The sequence below is a fragment of the Zobellia uliginosa genome, from assembly GCF_018860745.1.
In the GTDB taxonomy this organism is placed as follows: Bacteria; Bacteroidota; Bacteroidia; order Flavobacteriales; family Flavobacteriaceae; genus Zobellia; species Zobellia uliginosa_B.
In genome coordinates, this window is the sequence record NZ_JAHKPY010000004.1 from 67,173 (window position 1) to 86,522 (window position 19,350).

Consider the following 19,350-nt stretch of genomic DNA (forward strand, 5'->3'; position numbering starts at 1 on the left):
GAGCCGTTTTCAAGGAGCTAAAAACTGACTTTCCCAAGAATCTTTTGTTTTAGAAAAAAGTACTCTAATATGATTAGGGCGCTTTAGTTTTAGATATTCTATTGATAAAGGTTCTATTTGTATAGCGCAAAAATGATGGTTTTCGTTTAAATATTCCAAAGCATCAGGATTGTTCATGGGTGTGCCGGGTGCTGTTTGAGTGGTGTAATCTTTTTTATTGCCATCAGGTATATTACCCCAATATCGATCTAAAACCTCAGAATCTGTAATAACGGATGCTTTTCCTTTAACCGTAATCTGTAAAAGATTTTCTGGATGATAGAAAAGTAAACTAACGTCTGCATTTTTTTCAATTTCCTTTACTTTTTGGGAACGCGCATCTGTATAGAATACTAGATTTAAATTATCATTAAAGTGCCTAAAGACCACCGTGCGTAGGCTAGGGGTTCCTAATGCACTAATAGAAGCTAGTGTAAAAAGGCGAAACGGATGTCCTCTTTTAGTTATTCCTTTTTTTATTTCCGTGAGGGTTTCATCCCAAAAAGTAGAAGTCATTTGTATGCTTTTAAATAAAAGTAGAAAAAACTTTTAAAAGTGGGTAGGGTATTTTACAAGTAGGGTGTTATTAATAAAAATGCTATGAAAACGATTTTTAATTAAACCGTTTCATGTGTTTAGGTTGGTTTTTTTGATTTTGATGAAAAGTCCGGGTTTGGTATCCCGGACTTTTACTTTTTAGAGAGGTGTTTATTTTTTTATTTCATATTCAATTACCTTTTCAGTAAGCTGATAGCCAGCAAAGACACCCACTGCGTTTTCGCCTTCAATATTATTAGCAGCAATACTGTACTCCACAAATGGGTTTCCGTCATTGTAATCATTTAAAAAAGCAGCACGGCGGTTTAGATAGAGGTTTTCTTCAACATTGGTTACTTGCAGCGTTATTTTAGCTGTAATTCCTTCTTCCGGCTGCCAGAACGAAAAAAACGAATTCTGACTTAAAATTTCTCCATCTCCAATTGCATCGGTCAAAAAACTGTCCAATTCAAAATTCAATGGCCATTCATAAGGTTGACCCTGCTCTTCTGTTTCTATTTTACCGCCAATGAGGTAAAAGTTGTCTTTTCCTATGATATCTTGAAAAGCGATATCCAATATATATTTTAAAGAATATTCATCTTCATACTCCGGCGTTATCACTTCGGTAATCGAGTCTACCTTTTGCGGGATGGTACAGCTAGAGGTATATTCTTTATCATCCGTAGAAACCTTTAGAAAGTAGGTGTTACCTTCAATAATATCAAATTCTGACGCTGGTGCTTGGTAATTTCTTCGTTCAGCATTGTAAATCAATTGAACCTGGTTATCTTCTTCATCACTTATGATGACCAGAGCATCTTTAATAATAAACTTTTCAATGTCGGCCATCGGGTCATTACTATCGATTTGAGTACCTATTGCTGGTACTGCAGTTGAAACATGAACTGAAAGCAGTGTATCCGAAGGTGATAGATAGCCAACTATATAGGTACGGTCATCAATATTAAGGAGTTCATCAGGATCTACAGGGTCTTGACAAGCACTACACAGTAAAACGAACAATAAACTTATCTGAAGGTATTTATTCATGGACTAAAATTTAAAAGTGTAATTAACGGATGGTATCAGCATAAGTACAGAAGTTCGAATCAATTCCTTTTCATCGGGAGCATCAGGAGTACTGGGGTCATAATCTTTGTTTTCTACCGTGTATATAAACGGGTTTCTTCTGGCGTAAGAGTTGTAAAGAGAAACACCCCAAATACGTTCTCTATTCTTTTTTTTCTTTTTATGAAATTGGACTCCCAAGTCTAATCTGTGGCTTGTTTCCCCTCTAAAATTATTCCGTTGGGTGGTAAAATCTTCCATACCAGAATAGCTGCTGTACAAGTCGTTATTAAAAATCGGAAAATCTACAGGATTGTCTATACGCTGTTGGTTGGGCAAAGTATAGTTGTTGCCTGTGGATAGCACCCAAGTACCGGATAAGGTAATTTTCTCATTTGGTTTATAGATACCCACTAAAGATATATCGTGCCTACGATCATAACGGTCGTAAAACTTTTTGCCTAAGTTCAATTCATCAAACTGGCGTTCAGACCATGAAAGTGTATAGCCTAGCCAACCGGTAAACGGTCCGGTCTGCTTTCTAAATAGAAGTTCTGCACCATAAGCCCACCCTTGTCCTGAGGTAATATTCTCTTCCCAATTGGTGTTTTTTCCGGTTTCAAGGTCATCAATGGCCAAGAAGGAAGCCCCTTCTTTATAGGCAATAACGTCATCTAAGGTCTTGTAATAGCCTTCAAGCGTTACGGAATAGTCTTTGTCAAAGAAATCTTTGGCCACTCCAACGGCAAATTGTTGGGAGGTCTGTGGTTTTATATTATCTGTTGATGAAACCCATAAATCCGTTGGCAAACCAATTCCCGAGCTAGATAGCAGGTGAATGTACTGGTTCATTCTGGAATATGAAGCCTTAAAAGCAAGGTCCGGTTTTAAATTATAGGATAATGCTAATCTAGGTTCTGGGTTGATGTAATGTTTGTCCTTGTAATTAAAATAACTGAGTCTAAGCCCGGGAGATAAACTTAGTTTATCGGTTAGCTTCCAATCATCCTCTATATAGACGGCGCTTTCAAAAGAATTGAGTTCTTGTTCTTTGTTTATGTCCGAACTAAATTCATCCTTCACTAGTAGACGCTGGGGAGTAAAATTATGCCGAGTTGCATTGGCGCCAAATCTAACAGTGTGCTTATTATTAGGGTAATAATCAAAATCGGTCTTTAAGGTGTAATCATTAATACCAGAGCTACTTTTAAAGCGGTTTTGTTGGTCTTTGAAATCTTCTTCTATAAGCAGTTTAAATTTGTAGTTACTGAAAATAAGCGAAGTATTAGAGAAAAGCTTGTTGTTGAATTGATGGTTCCAGCGAAGGGTAGAGGTGATGTTTCCCCATTGCAATCGGGATTTATCTTTATCACCATCGCTATAAACACTGTTCTCATAGAATTTGTCCTGCCCCAAGTAGTTGCTCCAGAACAATTTATCCTTGGGACTAAAAATATGATGGATCTTAAAATTAAAATCCGTAAAATAATACCCGCTTCTGTTCCCTTTTTCACTATCTACAAAAGGCCGCACCATAATATCCGCATAAGTACGCCGTCCGCTGGCAATGAAAGAGGTTTTTCCTTTGTTTATAGGGCCTTCAAGTAAAGCGGAAGAGGATATAAGACCAATATTGACCTTTCCGGATAGCTTTTCTTTGTTGCCGTCTTTCATATCCAATTTAATAACAGAGGACAACCGTCCGCCAAACCTAGCCGGAAAACCACCTTTGAACGCTTCTACGGATTTAATGGCATCACCATTGAAAACCGAGAAAAAACCAAAAAGGTGGTTGGAGTTGTAAACGACCGCATCATCAAGTATAATAAGATTTTGGTCGGGAGTGCCGCCACGAACAAAGAAACCGGAACTACCTTCTGATCCACCTTGTATGCCAGGCATAAGTTGTAGGGTCTTTAAAACATCCTTTTCACCTAGTAAGGCGGGTATGTCTTGAATGTCTGCAGGTTTTATTTGAACGGTACTCATCTGGGTAATCTTGCTTTCTCGTATTCTTTCATCTGCAGTAACAACTACTTCTTCAAGGTTCTCGGTAGAAGGTTTTAATTCTACGGATAGAATTTTGTCTTCTGTCAAATTCAACTTCCGCTTTTCGTTACCATAACCAATGTATGAAATAACGACCTCGTGATTTCCTTGCGGAAGAGTCAAAGAGAAAAATCCGTAATCATTAGTTGTGGTTCCTAATTTTAATTCGGGAACATAAACCGAAACTCCCAAGAGATGTTCGCCACTTCCACTTTCCGTAATGTACCCACTAATGGTAAATTTATTTTCGGCTTGATCAAGACTTTGATGATTGTCTTTTAAAATTAAAAGTGCTCCAAGCTTTTTGTGAATTTCACTTTTAGGCTTGCAAGGAGGTCTGCTCAATTTTGCTTGACCTTGATGAAAAAGTACAAGAAAAAATGACGTGCAATAGATAGTTTTTTTCAAGATATGTTCGTTTTTTGATTGATGTAGATACTGCTTTTAAACACTGATGAAATGCTGATGCAACAGTAAATTCTTACGCAAGAAAGTCATAATCTTTAGAGGAAGCTGTTAACGAAAAGATAAATAAAAACGAGTCTAAAATAAGCTTTCGATTATAATTACTTTTTTGGAAGTTCAAAACTTTAAATCTCTTTTTTAAGAGCAAAATATGCCTTTTCAGGTTCAAATTAACATATTTTAACACTTTGTAGGAATCAAATTAAATAATTAAAAACCAGATTTTTATGATATTCTATATAATGTAATTATTTACATTTCGTGTTTTTCGGTTAAATCGCCTGTTTTAAGGTGATTTCCTTACGTAATCCTTGAAAAAAAATTTTCAAAATGGAATCTTGACTCTTTTTAAAATTAGAAAAAGTGATGGTTAAAGTTTTCATAACCGAACTATATTTTAAGGAATTTGTAGGAATTGGGCATTCATTTTGCCTTGTCCTCTATTTGTCTATATGTGTCATTTTGGAGTATTGTTAAAAACCTGATTATAAATATGTACAAAGAGTCTTTTTGAGAGAGTGGAATTTGCTATTTTTGGCCATGCAAAACAACGTCCTAATATTAGATTTCGGTTCTCAGTACACGCAACTCATCGCTAGAAGGGTTAGAGAACTCAATATTTTCTGTGAAATAAAGCCATATAACAAGCTACCAGAGGATTTATCGTCCTACAAAGCGGTAATTCTATCCGGTTCTCCGTTCTCGGTACGTGCAGATGATGCGCCGCATCCAGACCTGTCTGAGATTAGAGGAAAGAAGCCTTTATTGGCTGTTTGTTATGGTGCACAATATCTGGCTCATTTTGGAGGTGGTAATGTTGCGCCATCCAATACTAGGGAATATGGTCGTGCAAATCTATCCTATATCAAGTCAGATGAAGCATTTTTTGAAGGTGTTTCAGAGGGTAGCCAAGTGTGGATGAGTCATAGCGATACCATTCAGAAATTACCTGAAAAGGGAGTGGTTTTAGCTAGTACGCATGACGTTAAACACGCAGCATATAAAATTGAAGACGAGAGTACTTACGCTATTCAATTTCATCCAGAGGTTTATCATTCAAAAGATGGTAAGAAAATACTAGAAAACTTCTTGGTAAACATTGCTGGATTGGATCAATCTTGGACTCCGGACGCATTTGTGGACATGACGGTTTCTGACCTTAAGGAAAAGATAGGAAACGATAAAGTGGTACTTGGTCTGTCCGGTGGAGTTGATTCTACCGTTGCGGCGGTACTTCTTCATAAGGCTATAGGAAAAAACCTCTATTGTATTTTTGTGAACAATGGTCTTCTTAGAAAGAATGAGTTTCAAGACGTTTTAGATCAATACGAGCACATGGGGCTTAATGTTAAGGGTGTGGATGCTTCGGCACGCTTTTTGGATGAGCTTGCGGGGGAAAGTGACCCAGAAAAGAAACGTAAGATCATTGGCAAGGTGTTCATTGATGTTTTTGATGATGAAGCCCATTTGGTGCAGGATGTTAAGTGGCTGGCGCAAGGAACAATATATCCAGATGTAATTGAGTCGGTTTCGGCAACAGGTGGCCCTTCTGCTACTATTAAGAGTCACCATAATGTAGGTGGTTTACCAGATTACATGAAGCTCAAAGTAGTAGAGCCTCTAAAAATGTTGTTTAAAGATGAGGTAAGGCGCGTAGGCAAGAGTATGGATGTGGGAGATGAGCGCTTGGGAAGGCACCCATTTCCGGGTCCTGGGCTAGCAATTCGGATTTTGGGTGACATTACGCAAGAAAAGGTGTCTATATTACAGGAGGTAGATCATATTTTCATTCAAGGATTACGCGATTGGGGTCTTTATGACAAGGTTTGGCAGGCAGGAGCTATGCTTTTACCCGTTAATAGTGTAGGAGTAATGGGAGACGAGCGCACTTATGAAAAATGTGTAGCTTTACGGGCTGTAGAGAGTACAGACGGTATGACTGCTGACTGGGTGAATTTACCCTATGAATTTTTGCAAAAAACATCAAACGATATTATCAACAAAGTACCTGGGGTGAATAGAGTTGTTTATGACATAAGCTCAAAACCACCAGCAACCATTGAATGGGAATAAATATGAATCAGTTTTTTAAAGTTAGCCTAACACTTTTATTATTCATTTTTGTAGCAGGTAAAGTTTCTGCTCAGAAGTTTACAACGCATGCTGTAAAGAAGGGGGAAACCCTAGAAGGTATTGCAAAACAGTACCGAGTAGATGCCAAGACCATCCTTAAACTAAATAAAGAGGTAAAACGTAGTGATGACCTGAAAGTTAATACTATACTGGTTATACCAAAGGATAATAAAGCTAAGGCAGTGGCGGCGCAGTCTACTAGAAAAGTGGAGGGGTCTACTACTGCTGTTAGAACGGTTAAATATGAGGACGATGAAGAACAAGAGGAGCCTATTGGCTTTACTTCGTACCGCGTAAAGAAGAAGGAAACTTTATATAGTATTGCTAAGCGATTTCATATTACCGAAGAAGCCATTAAAAAATACAATCCCGAATTATACTCTTCGCAGCTGAAGAGAAAGATGACATTGAAAATTCCTAAGTACCGCAGGGTTAAACCAGATGAGGAAGTTGTGGTTGATGAAAATGATTTTGATACCTATACGGTTGCTCCCAAGGAAACAAGATGGAGTATTGCCTATAAATATGGGATAACCGTAGATAGTATGGTTGCCTTAAATCCTGAGCTTTCTAAATCCAATGATTACTTGGCAGTTGGTCAAGAATTGAAGTTGCCTAAGATTGCAGGTAGTTCTGTAGATAACCAAGAAACACAATTATTTAATTCATATACCGTTCCGGCAAAAATGAATTTCTTTCAATTGGAACAGAAGTTTGGTGTAAAATCAGATGAAATCGTTCGTTTAAATCCTGAAATTACCGAAAGGGGTGGGTTGAAAGAAGGTATGATAATTAGAATTCCAGAGAAAAAAGCGAATAGCGGAGTTATTAATACGGACAATTACAACTTTTATGAGGTAAAACCAAAGCAAACGGAATTCGCTCTAACTCGTAAATTCGGTATTACCTACAAAGAGCTTTTGGCACTGAATCCAGATTTGGCTCAAGGGTTAAAAGCAGGAATGATTCTAAAATTACCAAAAGAACAGGAAGGTAATTTTGAAGTTCGCAATTCGTTGGTTCTCGATAAAATTAATCTTTTAGATAGTATCAATGTAGGGAATAGACCAAAATTAATGTTCCTGTTACCTTTTAGATTGGATAAGCTAGATTTAAGTGATAAAGACCGTGTAGCCAATATCATTGATAAACGAAATAGTTTAAAATATAGCCTAGGCCTTTACTCCGGTGCTTTAGTGGCAATAGATTCAATAGCGGATTTAGGAATTTCTGTAGATGTCAAGACTTTTGATAATCAGTTGAATCTTGAAAAAACCAAAGAGATTTTGGGTAAAGAGAATCTTTCTGGTTATGGCGCTATTATTGGACCGTTAGATATGCCGTCTATGAAAGAAACTGCATTGAGGGCAAGCGGTAAGCAAGTATCACTTGTGGCTCCTATTCCTGCTAAGAGCGATTTAAGTCTTTCAAATGTATTCTACTCGTATACTTCTGATGAGGTGCTTCGTAATCGTATGATCGATTACGTGCAGAGTAAGCGTAATGCAGAACAGCATATCATCATAATTGCAGATGCCAAGCATAAAAATGTGAAAGAGCAATTGTTATTGAGTTTTCCGGGAGCGGATACTTTAAAAGTAACTCAGGAAGAGAAAAATATAGGTATCAATATTGAGATGCTGACGGAACTTCTTTCTCTTGAAACTGATAACTGGGTTTTTGTAGAGACGGATAATTTTAAATTGGTGTCTAGTGTTAGCTCTATTTTAAATTCAATGAATACAAAAGAGGTTAAGGTGCGTATGTTCACAACGAACAAGAATAATGCTTTTGACAATGACGTTATCAGTAATGCACATTTATCCAACATACACTTCACGTATCCGTCTGTTTATAAAGTAGCTGGTAATGATTCGTTTTCCAAGCGCTATGAAAAACGATTTGGTAGTACGCCGGATAGGTATGCGGTGCGTGGTTTTGATCTTACGTACGACCTATTGTTGAAGCTGGCTTACAAGAACAATCTTATTGAGGCTTCCAAAGTTATAGGAGAAACGGAATACTCTGGCAGTAAATTTGATTACGAGAAGGAAGGAGCTACGGGGTACTACAATCAGTCTTCGTATATTTTAACGTTTGAAGACTTGCGTATAAAAATGGCTGAGTAATTCTGCAAATCTTTAAAATTAATTTCTTTTTTGAATGAGGTAGTACTAACTTAGGGTTTCGAATAGAACTATTAATTCTAAACCCAATTTAGTATGACAGCAAAAGTAACCTACGACGGAGATTTAAGAACCACTTGTGAACATCTACGATCTGGTGATACTTTTATTACGGATGCTCCTGTAGATAATAATGGGCTTGGCCAAGCTTTCTCACCTACGGATACCGTAGCGACCGGATTGGGTAGTTGTATGATTACCATGATGGGAATCAAGGCCAAAGGTCTTGGGGTAAAACTAGATGGTTCTACAGTTGAAATCAAAAAACACATGGCCGCTGAGCCAAGACGCATCTCTAAAATCGAGGCAAAGTTAATTTTGCCTTCCAGTGCTTCAAGTAAGGAAAGAAAAATTTTAGAACATACCGCTATGACCTGCCCCGTGCATTATAGTCTACATCCAGATATAGAAAAAGTCATTACATTTCATTGGGAGCTTTAAAATACGTTCTCTGGGCATTTTGTCTGTGTATAATCAGTTCAGTTTCTTCGCAAGAGGAGGAGGTGATACTCTGGGATGCAGAGAGAAAGCTACAGTGGTCGGATTTTAAGGGGTCCTATTTTAAAACAGAATGGGCCGCAGCAACTACTGCAAGCGGTATAAGTTATTCATTCACCTCTTTTGAAAAAGAGGGTAGGTTGTACTTGGACTTTGTAGTACGGAGTGAGTTTTACCCTAATAAGTCCTGGTATCGTCCAGAACTCTGCAATACAAACATTCTTAGCCACGAACAATTGCATTTTGATATATCTGAGGTCTACGCCAGAAAAATGCGAGAGCGACTTGCTGAAGCCCAATTTACAATGAATGCGAAGGCAGAGGTTAGAGCTATATACAAGGGTATTCTAAAAGAGCTGAGTAACTTCCAGAACAAATATGATAGGGAAACCAATTTTTCTCAAGATCTACACCAGCAACAGCTTTGGAATAAAGAGATTGAGGAAATTTTAAAATATTAAAAAGCCTTCTTGGAATTAATTCCAAGAAGGCTTTTTAATATTTTAATCTGTTGTTCTAAAATCTGAAAGAAGCTCCCAGTGTTAGAAAAGCAACGCCATAACCAGCTTCTGCAAAACCGGCTATACTATCCGTAAAGTACCAACGTCCTCCAACAAAGGCAGTACCGCCTGGTCTGCTACTTATATCTCCAAATTCATCTCCTCCTAAAATTCTCATAGAAAGCATAGCTCCACCATACACATCAAGGTTGTCTATATCCAAACCGGTATAATGGTATGCGCCTCGAACTCCTATTGTGGTATATGACCAGCTGTAATCTGCATTTGCAAAAGCATAATCATAGGTAAAACGTTTGTATCCAATATAACCTCCTAAACTTACTACACCAGGACCTGGAACATCCCAAATACCTCTTTCGTAGCTGGCGCTAAATACAGGGCTAGCGGTAGAGGTGCTATATCCTCCATAATAGCCACCTAGGCCAATACCGGCGTTAATTACATTTGTTCCTGCTTCAAACTCTTGGGCGGAAGCAAATTGTATTAGGAACACAAAAGCCGCTAATAATGTAATTGGTTTTTTCATTTTAATAATGTTTAGTGTAAAGTCATTAATTTAAAAAATTGCTGGGGTAAAAATACACACATATTTTAAATAATATTCTTTATATCTCTCTTTTTTGATTTAGAAACTGTTTGCATTTCAAAGTGCCGTTCATGGTTAAAATATCATATGTTTTAGTATTTATAACCGTGGTTTCCTAAAAAATATAAAACTTAAATATGTAGAAATTTAAATTAAGGGAAAAGGTGGGTACGCACTCATGAACGATGGTTCACATATAGAAGTAGCTGTGCGTAGAAAAGAAGACTTTCTAAAAAAACTAATGGGATAAAAAAACCTCCCCGAAGGGAGGTCGGTATAAGTATTGTTATACATCACAAATGGTGACGCCCTCTTTTAAGGCTGCTATTTGATCGTCCCATGTGGGTATGAATTCTTGGGCAACATAGCCTTCGTAGCCAGTGGCAAGAATTGCTTTCATAATGGCAGGATAAAATAGCTCTTGTGTATCGTTGATTTCGTTTCTGCCGGGGTTTCCTCCGGTATGGTAGTGGCCAAAGTATTGGTGGTAGTCTTGAATGTTACGGATAATATCACCTTCCATAATCTGCATATGGTAGATGTCATAAAGTAATTTAAAGTTCTCGGAACCTATAGCTTTACATAGTTCAACTCCCCACGCGCTAGTATCGCACATATAATCTGGGTGGTTTACTTTGGAGTTCAAAAGTTCCATTTGTATTACAACTCCATGCTTTTCTGCAATAGGCATAATTTTTTTAAGGCCTTCAGCACAGTTTTTTAACCCTTCGGCATCATCCATTCCATTTCGGTTTCCGCTAAAACAGATAAGGTTGGTATAGCCTGCTTCAGCCACTTTAGGAATGTGTTGCGAATAATCTGCTATCAATTCCTCATGTAATGAAAGGTCGTTCCATCCTTTTTCGATACCAAAACCAGCACCCCAGCACATAGAGGCATGAATACCATATTTTTTCATCAAAGGCCAATCTTCCGGTCCGGTAAGATCCATTGCTTTAATACCAAGTTCGTTTAGGCTTTTAAGGAAGTCTTCCATTGGAATATCCTTGTAGCACCAACGGCAAACGCTATGGTGAATATTTTCTTTTAATTTTACGCTTTCAGTATTAGAAGGTGCCATGGCATTCGTAGTTTTGCAGGCAACCAATCCAACCGAGGCGGCGGCAGAGGTACCGATAAATTTTCTTCTTTTCATAATTTTTGGCTATTAAGCGAAATAAAGATAAAATATTTAGATTTAAAAATGAATATGGCACCAGATAAAGAAAAACTGATAGAATTGGCACATTATAGAATGCCCTTCGGAAAATTTAAAGGGCGGTATTTGGTGAATCTTCCCGAACCATATCTTATCTGGTATCAACAGAAAGGTTTTCCTGATGGAAAATTAGGAATCCTCCTTAAATCTATGCTAGAAATTAAGATAAATGGACTAGAGCCGTTAATTCATAAGATCCAAAAAGATTTTCCTAGGTAAAACCTATGATTTCCAAGGGGGATTTATATCTTTGTGCCCCGTAACAAAGAACACCAATATGTCGCAGACAAAGTATATTTTCGTTACGGGAGGTGTTACTTCTTCTCTAGGGAAAGGAATCATAGCCGCATCGCTTGCCAAATTGCTACAGGCACGTGGCTATAAGACAACGATACAGAAATTAGACCCGTATATTAACGTAGATCCAGGTACACTGAATCCGTATGAACATGGCGAATGCTATGTAACTGATGATGGTGCAGAGACCGATTTGGATCTTGGGCATTACGAACGATTCTTAAATGTGCGTACTTCTCAAGCCAATAACGTTACTACAGGACGTATTTATCAAAGTGTCATTGAAAAAGAACGCCGAGGAGAGTTTTTGGGGAAAACCGTACAAGTAGTACCTCATATAACAAATGAAATTAAGCGACGTGTTCAATTGTTGGGCAACAGTGGCGAATATGATATTGTAATTACTGAAATAGGAGGTACCGTAGGAGATATTGAGTCTCTACCTTATATAGAGGCTGTAAGACAATTACTATGGGAACTTGGAGATAACAACGGTATTGTTATTCATTTAACTCTGGTGCCTTACCTTTCTGCTGCAGGTGAACTGAAAACGAAGCCAACTCAGCACTCCGTTAAGACTTTAATGGAAAGTGGAATAAAGGCAGATGTACTGGTTTGCCGCACAGAACATGAAATTTCAGATGATATAAAGGATAAATTGGCGCTTTTCTGTAATGTTAGGCGTGAGGCGGTTATACAGTCTATTGATGCTTCTACTATTTATGATGTTCCTTTGTTGATGCAAGAAGAAGGTTTGGATACCGTTGTGCTTAAAAAATTGGCGTTGGAAGATAAGGTAGAGCCAGATTTAATCCAATGGAAAGAATTTCTGGATCAGCACAAAAATCCTCAAAACGAAGTAAATATTGGCCTCATAGGTAAATATGTAGAACTTCAGGATTCATACAAATCCATTTTAGAGGCTTTTATACATGCTGGTGCGGTTAATGAAGTTCGTGTAAATGTAAAATCCATTCACTCTGAACATTTATTAGGTAAAAGCCTTGAAAAACAATTGAAAGATTTAGATGGTATTCTTGTGGCACCAGGTTTTGGTGAAAGAGGTATTGAAGGAAAAATTCAAGCTGTACAATATGCACGTGAAAACGGAATTCCATTTTTGGGTATTTGTTTAGGTATGCAAATGGCCGTAATTGAATACGCACGTAATGTATTGGGTCTTAAGGATGCCAATTCTACTGAAATGGACGAGAGTAGTCCAAACCCGGTTATAAACCTTATGGAGGAGCAAAAGACCGTTACCAATAAAGGGGGCACCATGAGATTAGGTGCTTGGGATTGCGAGCTTCTAGAGGGTAGTTTGGTAAAACAAGTCTATAAAGGAGCTGATAATATTTCTGAAAGACACCGTCACCGTTATGAATTTAATAGTGACTATAAAGAGCAATTGGAAGCAAGTGGTTTAAAAGCAACAGGAGTAAATAAAGAGACCGGCCTTGTAGAAATTGTTGAGATTCCGGAGCACCCTTGGTTCATAGGAGTACAATATCATCCAGAATACAAAAGTACGGTGGTAAGTCCACATCCTTTATTTATAGGCTTTGTAAAGGCGGCATTAAAACATAAAAAGCAATAAACTAATGCCATTCTGGCATAATCTGCTCAATTGGGCATATATTTGCTAATTGACTGAACCAAACCCCTGTACATAATCAATCTCTTTTTAAAGCGATTGGTCTAATAACAATTATTTAGATGGAAGAAAAGAAAGTAGATATAAATTCCATAATCGGTTTTGTGCTGATTTTTGGAATATTGATATTTATGTTTTACCAGAATAGGCCCACTCCGGAAGAGGAAGCAGCTGAAAAGGCAAAACAAGAGCAAATTGCTAACGAAGAAAGCAAAGAAGACTTACCAGTAGCAAATGTGGAGCAATCTCCAGCGGTAAATCTTCAAGATTCTACTGCTGTTGCCAATTATCAAGGTAAAATAGGTGCTTTTGGCTACACTCAACCATCTGATAAGATTACCAAACTTGAAAATAGCCTGGTATCTTTGGAAATAAGTAACAAAGGGGGGCAGATAGTAGAGGCGCGTATGAAGCAGTATCATACTTATGATTCTATCCCTGTGTATTTAGTGCATGACGGAAATGCTTCTTTTGGAGTTACTTTCACTACTTCTGATAACAGAGTGTTAAACTCAAAAGACCTTTATTTTGAGCCATCCCTAACTGAAAGTAATGGCAATACCGTGCTTTCAATGAAAGCCAAAGCGGGGCCAAATAACTTTTTGGAGTACCGTTATGAAATGAAAGAAGGAGATTACCTTGTAGATTTTACCATTCGCTCGCAAGGTTTAAGTGGTATAATAGACAGTAGCAGGCCCATAGATTTGGAATGGGAGCTAAAAGGAATCAGACATAATAAAAGTGTAGAGTACGAGAATAAATATACAGAGTTGACCTATAGCCATGAGGATGGTAAAATTAGTTACCTTTCTCTTGCCAGTGATGATGAAGAGACCGAAGAAGACGTAAAGTGGTTATCATATAGACAGCACTTTTTCAGTTCTATTCTAGCCGGAAAGAACAGTTTTAAGAATGCTGAGCTGACTTCTAAGAATTTGGTTGAAGAAGAGAGCAAGGATACAAAGTTTACTAAAATGTTTGGAGCAAAAGTGCCTTTGGAGTTAAGCGGAGGAGAACTAGCTCAGAATATGCATTGGTATTATGGACCAACGGATATTAAGGTCTTAAGCCAATACAAAGAATTGGGTTTAGATGATTCTATTCCTTTTGGGTGGGGTATATTCGGTTGGTTGAACCGATACTTGTTCAATCCTTTCTATTCTTTTTTAAGTTCTTTCTTGCCGTTTGGTGTGGCGATTGTAGCAATGACCGTTTTGGTACGTTTAGCTATGTCTCCTGTTACGTACAAATCTTACCTGTCTCAAGCTAAAATGAAGGTGTTGAAACCCGAGTTGGCAGAATTAGGGGAAAAGTATAAGGATAATGCAATGAAGAAACAGCAAGAAACCATGAAACTTTATGGTAAAGCTGGCGTAAGCCCAATGAGTGGTTGCGTACCTGCGTTATTGCAAATGCCTATTTTCTATGCATTGTTCATGTTTTTCCCAACTTCTTTTGCCTTACGACAGAAATCGTTTTTATGGGCAGATGATTTATCATCGTATGATGTGGTAGCTCAATTACCGTTTAATATTCCGTTTTATGGAGATCACGTTAGTTTATTTCCAATATTAGCTTCTATTGCTATATTCTTTTATATGACAATGACTACTGGCCAAAATATGCCTCAGCAGCCAGGTATGCCCAATATGAAGTTCATAATGTACCTAATGCCACTTATGATGTTGTTTTTCTTTAACAACTATGCAAGTGGATTGAGTTTGTACTATTTCGTATCGAATATGATTACTATCGGTATAATGTTGGTTATTAAGAATTTCATTTTGGACGACAAAAAAATTCATGCTCAGATACAAGAGAACAAAAAGAAGCCTAAGAAAGAAAATAAGTTCCAGAAAAAAATGCGTGAGATGATGGAACAGGCGGAAGAACAGAAAAAAACCGGTAAGAGATAAGAGAACTAATTGAATAGGACTCATAGTAATAAAAAACCCTGACAACATCTGTCAGGGTTTTTTTGCATTAAGTTAGGTTGGTTTGGTAAGATTTGGGATTATAAAGATGCAGATAAACCAAGCTTTAAAAAAAAGAGAGTTGTAAAGAGCTCTATTTTGTATGCTAACTTACTCAGCTATGTTGTTAGGTTTTTTTGATGCTAAGTAAAACGCAAACAAAATTAGGTCAGCAGCATAGAGAATATGAGGTGCAAATATTTTAAAATGAGAATTTTAGGAGAATTTTTTAATGATGGATTACAGCAAATCGATTAGGGAAATTGTAAAGAATTAAAAAAGCCGCTTATAAAAGCGGCTTCTCTATTTGGGGGAACTTATTTAAAGTTATCTGATTATGAACCAGGAATAAGAACCGTATCTATAGCGTGTATTACACCATTTATTGCTTGAACGTCTGCTTTTACAATATTGATTCCCATATTGCCAGCTCCATCGGTAATTACAAATGTTTCTTCAGATGCCGTAAAAGTTAAAGCATCTCCCTGCAGGGTTGCAGGAGAAACTAATCCATCACTTAGATCTCCGGAAACTATATTAGCTTCGGCAATGACGTGATGTGTAAGAACGGCGGTTAAATCTTCCCCGGTAGGTACTTCCGCCAACGCTTCAAAAGCACTATTTAAAGGGGCAAAAACTGTAAAAGGATTATTTTCGGTAGTGGAGCTTAATATAGATACAAAGTCAGGTTGTCCGTCTGCGGTAAGAGCGCCAACTAAAGAAGAGAAATTTTCACTGTCTGCAGTTGCAAATGTAACTACCGTAGGCAAGTCTATTACCGTTTCAACAGCATGAATTATACCGTTGGTGGTAACCACGTCTGCAATGATTACTTTACTTATACCATTTAAGGTAACTCCATCATCAGTATTTACGTAAATACTTAGATTATCTCCGTCTTCGTTAACAGCGGCAGTATTTGCATAACTATTACTTAGGTCACCTGCAGCTAAAGCAGCACCAACAATTACATGATTAGAAAGAATAGTATTTAAATCATTTTCGCTTGGATTTTCAAAAGCGGTAAAAGCATCGTTGGTAGGAGCAAAAACAGTAAATTTTTGCTCGGTACTACTTAATAAATCCGTAAATACGGTGTTTCCATCTGTGGTTAAAGCACCTACCAATTCCGTAAAAGCACTATTATAAGTAGCGTGGTTTACTACGTTTGGTAAACCTATAACCTTGTCCACAACATGAATGGTTCCGTTGGAAGCTTCAATATCTGCCGTAGCTACAGAAGAACCGTTAATAGTTACCCCATCCATAGTATTTACATATAAACTTAGGTTTTTCCCATCAACACCAGCGGTTGAAGAAGAAGAGTAGTATGTGGTTTCTAAATCCGCTGCTTTCACGTCTCCAGCAACAACATGATTTAAAAGTACCTGTTTTAAGGTTTCCTCTGGAATATCGTCTAATGAAGCAAAATTATTATCGGCTAAAAAAGCTTCAAAAGCAGCGTTGGTGGGAGCAAAAACGGTAAAAGGACCATTTCCTTGTAGTGTTGCCACTAATTCTGCTTCGGTAAGCGCTTCTACCAAAATGGATAAGTTAGAATCCGTAATGGCGACGTCTACAATATCGGTTTCTGTTTCCATCGGAATTTCAGGAGCATTGTCATCATCACTACAGGATACAAAAAATACTGCTGCTAGCGCAAGGGGTAATACGTTTTTAAATTTGTTGAGATTCATAATACATATACAATTAATTGTTAATAATGTCTGGATCGAATAGAGTAAATGAGTGCTATTCATATCCATTTTTAATTTTATTCTGACGCAATTTAGTATAAAATTTAATTTTTGTTTAACTCTTTTAATAAAAAATTAAACACTATTGAATTTACTGGAATGCTAAAATTGTCTCAAAAAAGTCAAATTCCGTGTTTATTGATTAATTTTGCAATCTTATTTTTGATGATGAAAAAAGTAGTTGTAGGCCTCTCAGGAGGAGTAGATTCAAGTGTAACCGCATACCTTTTAAAAGAACAAGGGTATGAGGTAATAGGCTTGTTTATGAAGAATTGGCATGATGACTCGGTAACTATCTCTGAAGAATGTCCGTGGTTAGAAGATAGCAATGATGCTTTAATTGTAGCTGAAAAATTAGGAATACCATTTCAGACGGTAGATTTAAGCGTTCAGTACAAAGAGCGGATCGTAGATTATATGTTCGCAGAATACGAAAAAGGCCGTACGCCTAATCCGGATGTTCTATGTAATCGTGAAATTAAGTTTGATGTTTTTATGGACATCGCTTTGCAACTGGGTGCGGATTATGTAGCAACCGGACACTACTGTAGAAAAGGAATAATTAAAAATGAAGACGGAAAGGAAACGTATCAACTTCTGGCAGGTGTGGACGGGAACAAAGATCAATCTTATTTTCTTTGTCAGTTGTCGCAAGAGCAACTATCAAAAACCTTATTTCCTATTGGTCACTTAAATAAACCGGAAGTACGACAGATTGCAGCGGATAATGATTTGATTACTGCGGACAAAAAGGATTCTCAAGGACTCTGCTTTATTGGAAAAGTGCGTTTGCCAGAGTTTCTTCAGCAAAAGTTGAAACCAAAAAAAGGAGTAATTGTTGAGGTGCCTTCTGATGTATCTCAATATCAAAGAGAATTGCCACAGTTTGAAAACAAACAAGCGGAGCTTTCTTTTTATTCCGAAAAACCTGTGTATCAAATTGCGGACGGAAAAGTTGTGGGTGACCACCAAGGAGCTCATTATTTTACAAAAGGACAACGTAAAGGACTGGATGTAGGGGGTACAAAAGAACCATTGTTCGTAATTGAAACTGATGTTAATGAGAATGTAATTTACACCGGTCAGGGTAAATCACATCCAGGTTTGTACCGTAGAACATTGTTTATTACGGATGCGGAACTACATTGGGTACGAACTGATTTAGCTTTAAAAGAAGATGAAACGTTGGAGGTAATGGCGCGTATTAGATATCGCCAACCGCTGGAAAAAGCCACTATATATAAAGTAGAAGGTGGCTTATATGTAGATTTTGAAGAAAAACAATCTGCGATTATGGAAGGACAGTTTGCGGCATGGTACATTGGCGATGAGCTCATTGGCTCTGGTGTAATTTCGTAGCGCATAGTTTATCAATATAGGAAGTACATGCAAAATAGAATTACAGAACTTTTTGGAATAAAATACCCGATTATTCAGGCGGGTATGATATGGACAAGCGGTTGGCGTTTAGCTTCAGCTGTGTCAAATGCAGGTGGTTTAGGACTGATAGGTGCCGGTAGTATGTATCCACAAGTTTTGCGTGAACATATTCAAAAGTGCCAACAGGCCACGGATAAACCTTTTGGAGTAAACGTTCCTATGCTTTATCCTGATTTGGACAAGTTGATGGAAATCATTGTTGAGCTAGGAGTGAAAATTGTTTTTACTTCCGCTGGAAATCCAAAAACCTGGACACCCTATTTACAAGAAAATGGAATTACCGTAGTTCACGTGGTCAGTAGTCTTAAGTTTGCATTAAAATCTCAAGAAGCAGGAGTAGATGCTATTGTTGCCGAAGGTTTTGAAGCTGGAGGTCATAACGGAAGGGACGAAACCACTACACTAACGCTTATTCCTGCAGTAAAAGAAAAAATAGACATTCCCGTAATCGCCGCAGGCGGAATTGCAACAGGTGCTGCAATGCTCGCTACGATGGTTTTAGGTGCTGATGGAGTTCAGGTAGGTAGTCGTTTTGTGGCTAGTGATGAAGCATCATCTCATCCATTATTTAAACAGAAAGTAGTAGAAGCAGGTGAGGGCGATACTCATCTTACTCTAAAAGAATTGGCGCCAGTTCGGCTCATAAAGAACAAATTTTATAATGATGTGCAACAGGCGTATGCCAATGGAGCCACTAAAGAAGATTTGATTTCTCTGCTTGGAAGAGCACGTGCTAAAAGAGGGATTTTTGAAGGTGATATGGAGGAAGGCGAGTTGGAAATAGGCCAAGTAGCTTCGCTTATTAAGAGCATAAAACCTGCTGCAACTATTTTAAATGACATGATAACTGAATTTGAGGAGGCTAAAAAGTTTATAGCTTCCTTATAACATATAGGATTCATAAAAGTAAAAATCCCTCCAGATC

15 protein-coding genes are annotated in these 19,350 nt (G+C 37.7%); 9 read left to right on the forward strand and 6 right to left on the reverse strand.

The genetic code is table 11. The features are described from left to right. Window positions 1-9 precede the first annotated feature (9 nt). The 3 genes from KO521_RS09285 to KO521_RS09295 all read right to left on the reverse strand — a co-directional run bounded on the left by KO521_RS09285 (window position 10) and on the right by KO521_RS09295 (window position 4,104). Entirely contained in the window at window positions 10-555 is a 546-nt protein-coding gene (locus tag KO521_RS09285) for a pyridoxamine 5'-phosphate oxidase family protein (protein WP_215939651.1), read from the reverse strand. A gap of 192 nt (window positions 556-747) precedes the next feature. Further along, entirely contained in the window at window positions 748-1,629 is an 882-nt protein-coding gene (locus KO521_RS09290; RefSeq protein WP_215939652.1) for a DUF4249 family protein, read from the reverse strand. A 3-nt stretch (window positions 1,630-1,632) separates the two neighbouring features. Further along, complete coding sequence (locus KO521_RS09295) at window positions 1,633-4,104, reverse strand: TonB-dependent receptor (RefSeq protein ID WP_252729996.1); 2,472 nt, start codon at window positions 4,102-4,104, stop codon at window positions 1,633-1,635. A gap of 597 nt (window positions 4,105-4,701) precedes the next feature. Between KO521_RS09295 and guaA the strand changes: the two genes are divergently transcribed. The 4 genes from guaA to KO521_RS09315 all read left to right on the forward strand — a co-directional run bounded on the left by guaA (window position 4,702) and on the right by KO521_RS09315 (window position 9,439). After that, window positions 4,702-6,234, forward strand: a complete 1,533-nt coding sequence (gene guaA / locus KO521_RS09300) for a glutamine-hydrolyzing GMP synthase (protein ID WP_215939653.1) — start codon at window positions 4,702-4,704, stop codon at window positions 6,232-6,234. Then, window positions 6,225-8,423: a LysM peptidoglycan-binding domain-containing protein gene (locus KO521_RS09305; protein ID WP_215939654.1), complete on the forward strand. Its 2,199-nt coding sequence runs from the start codon at window positions 6,225-6,227 to the stop codon at window positions 8,421-8,423. Before guaA ends, KO521_RS09305 begins: the two co-directional genes overlap by 10 nt. Window positions 8,424-8,516: 93 nt before the next feature. Then, on the forward strand, window positions 8,517-8,921 hold the full coding sequence (locus tag KO521_RS09310; RefSeq protein WP_215939655.1) for an OsmC family protein: 405 nt from the start codon (window positions 8,517-8,519) through the stop codon (window positions 8,919-8,921). Next, complete coding sequence (locus tag KO521_RS09315) at window positions 8,909-9,439, forward strand: DUF922 domain-containing protein (RefSeq protein WP_215939656.1); 531 nt, start codon at window positions 8,909-8,911, stop codon at window positions 9,437-9,439. Before KO521_RS09310 ends, KO521_RS09315 begins: the two co-directional genes overlap by 13 nt. Before the next feature lie 55 nt (window positions 9,440-9,494). Here KO521_RS09315 and KO521_RS09320 read toward each other — a convergent pair whose 3' ends face one another. Together KO521_RS09320 and KO521_RS09325 are read right to left on the reverse strand one after the other, a co-directional pair. Then, window positions 9,495-10,025 carry a hypothetical protein gene (locus KO521_RS09320; RefSeq protein ID WP_215939657.1) on the reverse strand — a complete coding sequence of 177 codons (531 nt, stop codon included), beginning with the start codon at window positions 10,023-10,025 and terminating at the stop codon, window positions 9,495-9,497. 346 nt (window positions 10,026-10,371) lie between these two features. Beyond that, window positions 10,372-11,241 (reverse strand): hydroxypyruvate isomerase family protein, encoded by an 870-nt coding sequence (locus KO521_RS09325; protein WP_215939658.1) that lies wholly within the window; start codon window positions 11,239-11,241, stop codon window positions 10,372-10,374. Window positions 11,242-11,289: 48 nt separating this feature from the next. Between KO521_RS09325 and KO521_RS09330 the strand changes: the two genes are divergently transcribed. The 3 genes from KO521_RS09330 to yidC all read left to right on the forward strand — a co-directional run bounded on the left by KO521_RS09330 (window position 11,290) and on the right by yidC (window position 15,171). Further along, entirely contained in the window at window positions 11,290-11,523 is a 234-nt protein-coding gene (locus tag KO521_RS09330) for a DUF3820 family protein (RefSeq protein ID WP_215939659.1), read from the forward strand. Window positions 11,524-11,581: 58 nt separating this feature from the next. After that, window positions 11,582-13,198: a CTP synthase gene (locus KO521_RS09335; protein ID WP_215939660.1), complete on the forward strand. Its 1,617-nt coding sequence runs from the start codon at window positions 11,582-11,584 to the stop codon at window positions 13,196-13,198. A gap of 119 nt (window positions 13,199-13,317) precedes the next feature. Then, the gene (yidC, locus tag KO521_RS09340) at window positions 13,318-15,171 is read left to right on the forward strand and encodes a membrane protein insertase YidC (protein WP_215939661.1); all 1,854 of its coding nucleotides are present in this window, start codon (window positions 13,318-13,320) and stop codon (window positions 15,169-15,171) included. Between the two features lie 392 nt (window positions 15,172-15,563). On the opposite strand, the gene KO521_RS09345 is transcribed toward yidC, so the two are convergent. Further along, window positions 15,564-16,925, reverse strand: a complete 1,362-nt coding sequence (locus KO521_RS09345) for a fasciclin domain-containing protein (RefSeq protein ID WP_215939662.1) — start codon at window positions 16,923-16,925, stop codon at window positions 15,564-15,566. 228 nt (window positions 16,926-17,153) lie between these two features. On the opposite strand from KO521_RS09345, the gene mnmA reads away from it, so the two are divergent. Together mnmA and KO521_RS09355 are read left to right on the forward strand one after the other, a co-directional pair. Further along, window positions 17,154-18,344 (forward strand): tRNA 2-thiouridine(34) synthase MnmA, encoded by a 1,191-nt coding sequence (gene mnmA / locus KO521_RS09350; protein WP_215939703.1) that lies wholly within the window; start codon window positions 17,154-17,156, stop codon window positions 18,342-18,344. A 27-nt stretch (window positions 18,345-18,371) separates the two neighbouring features. Then, window positions 18,372-19,313, forward strand: coding sequence for an NAD(P)H-dependent flavin oxidoreductase (locus KO521_RS09355; RefSeq protein WP_215939663.1), 942 nt, complete (start codon window positions 18,372-18,374; stop codon window positions 19,311-19,313). The last annotated feature ends 37 nt before the right edge of the window (window positions 19,314-19,350 follow it).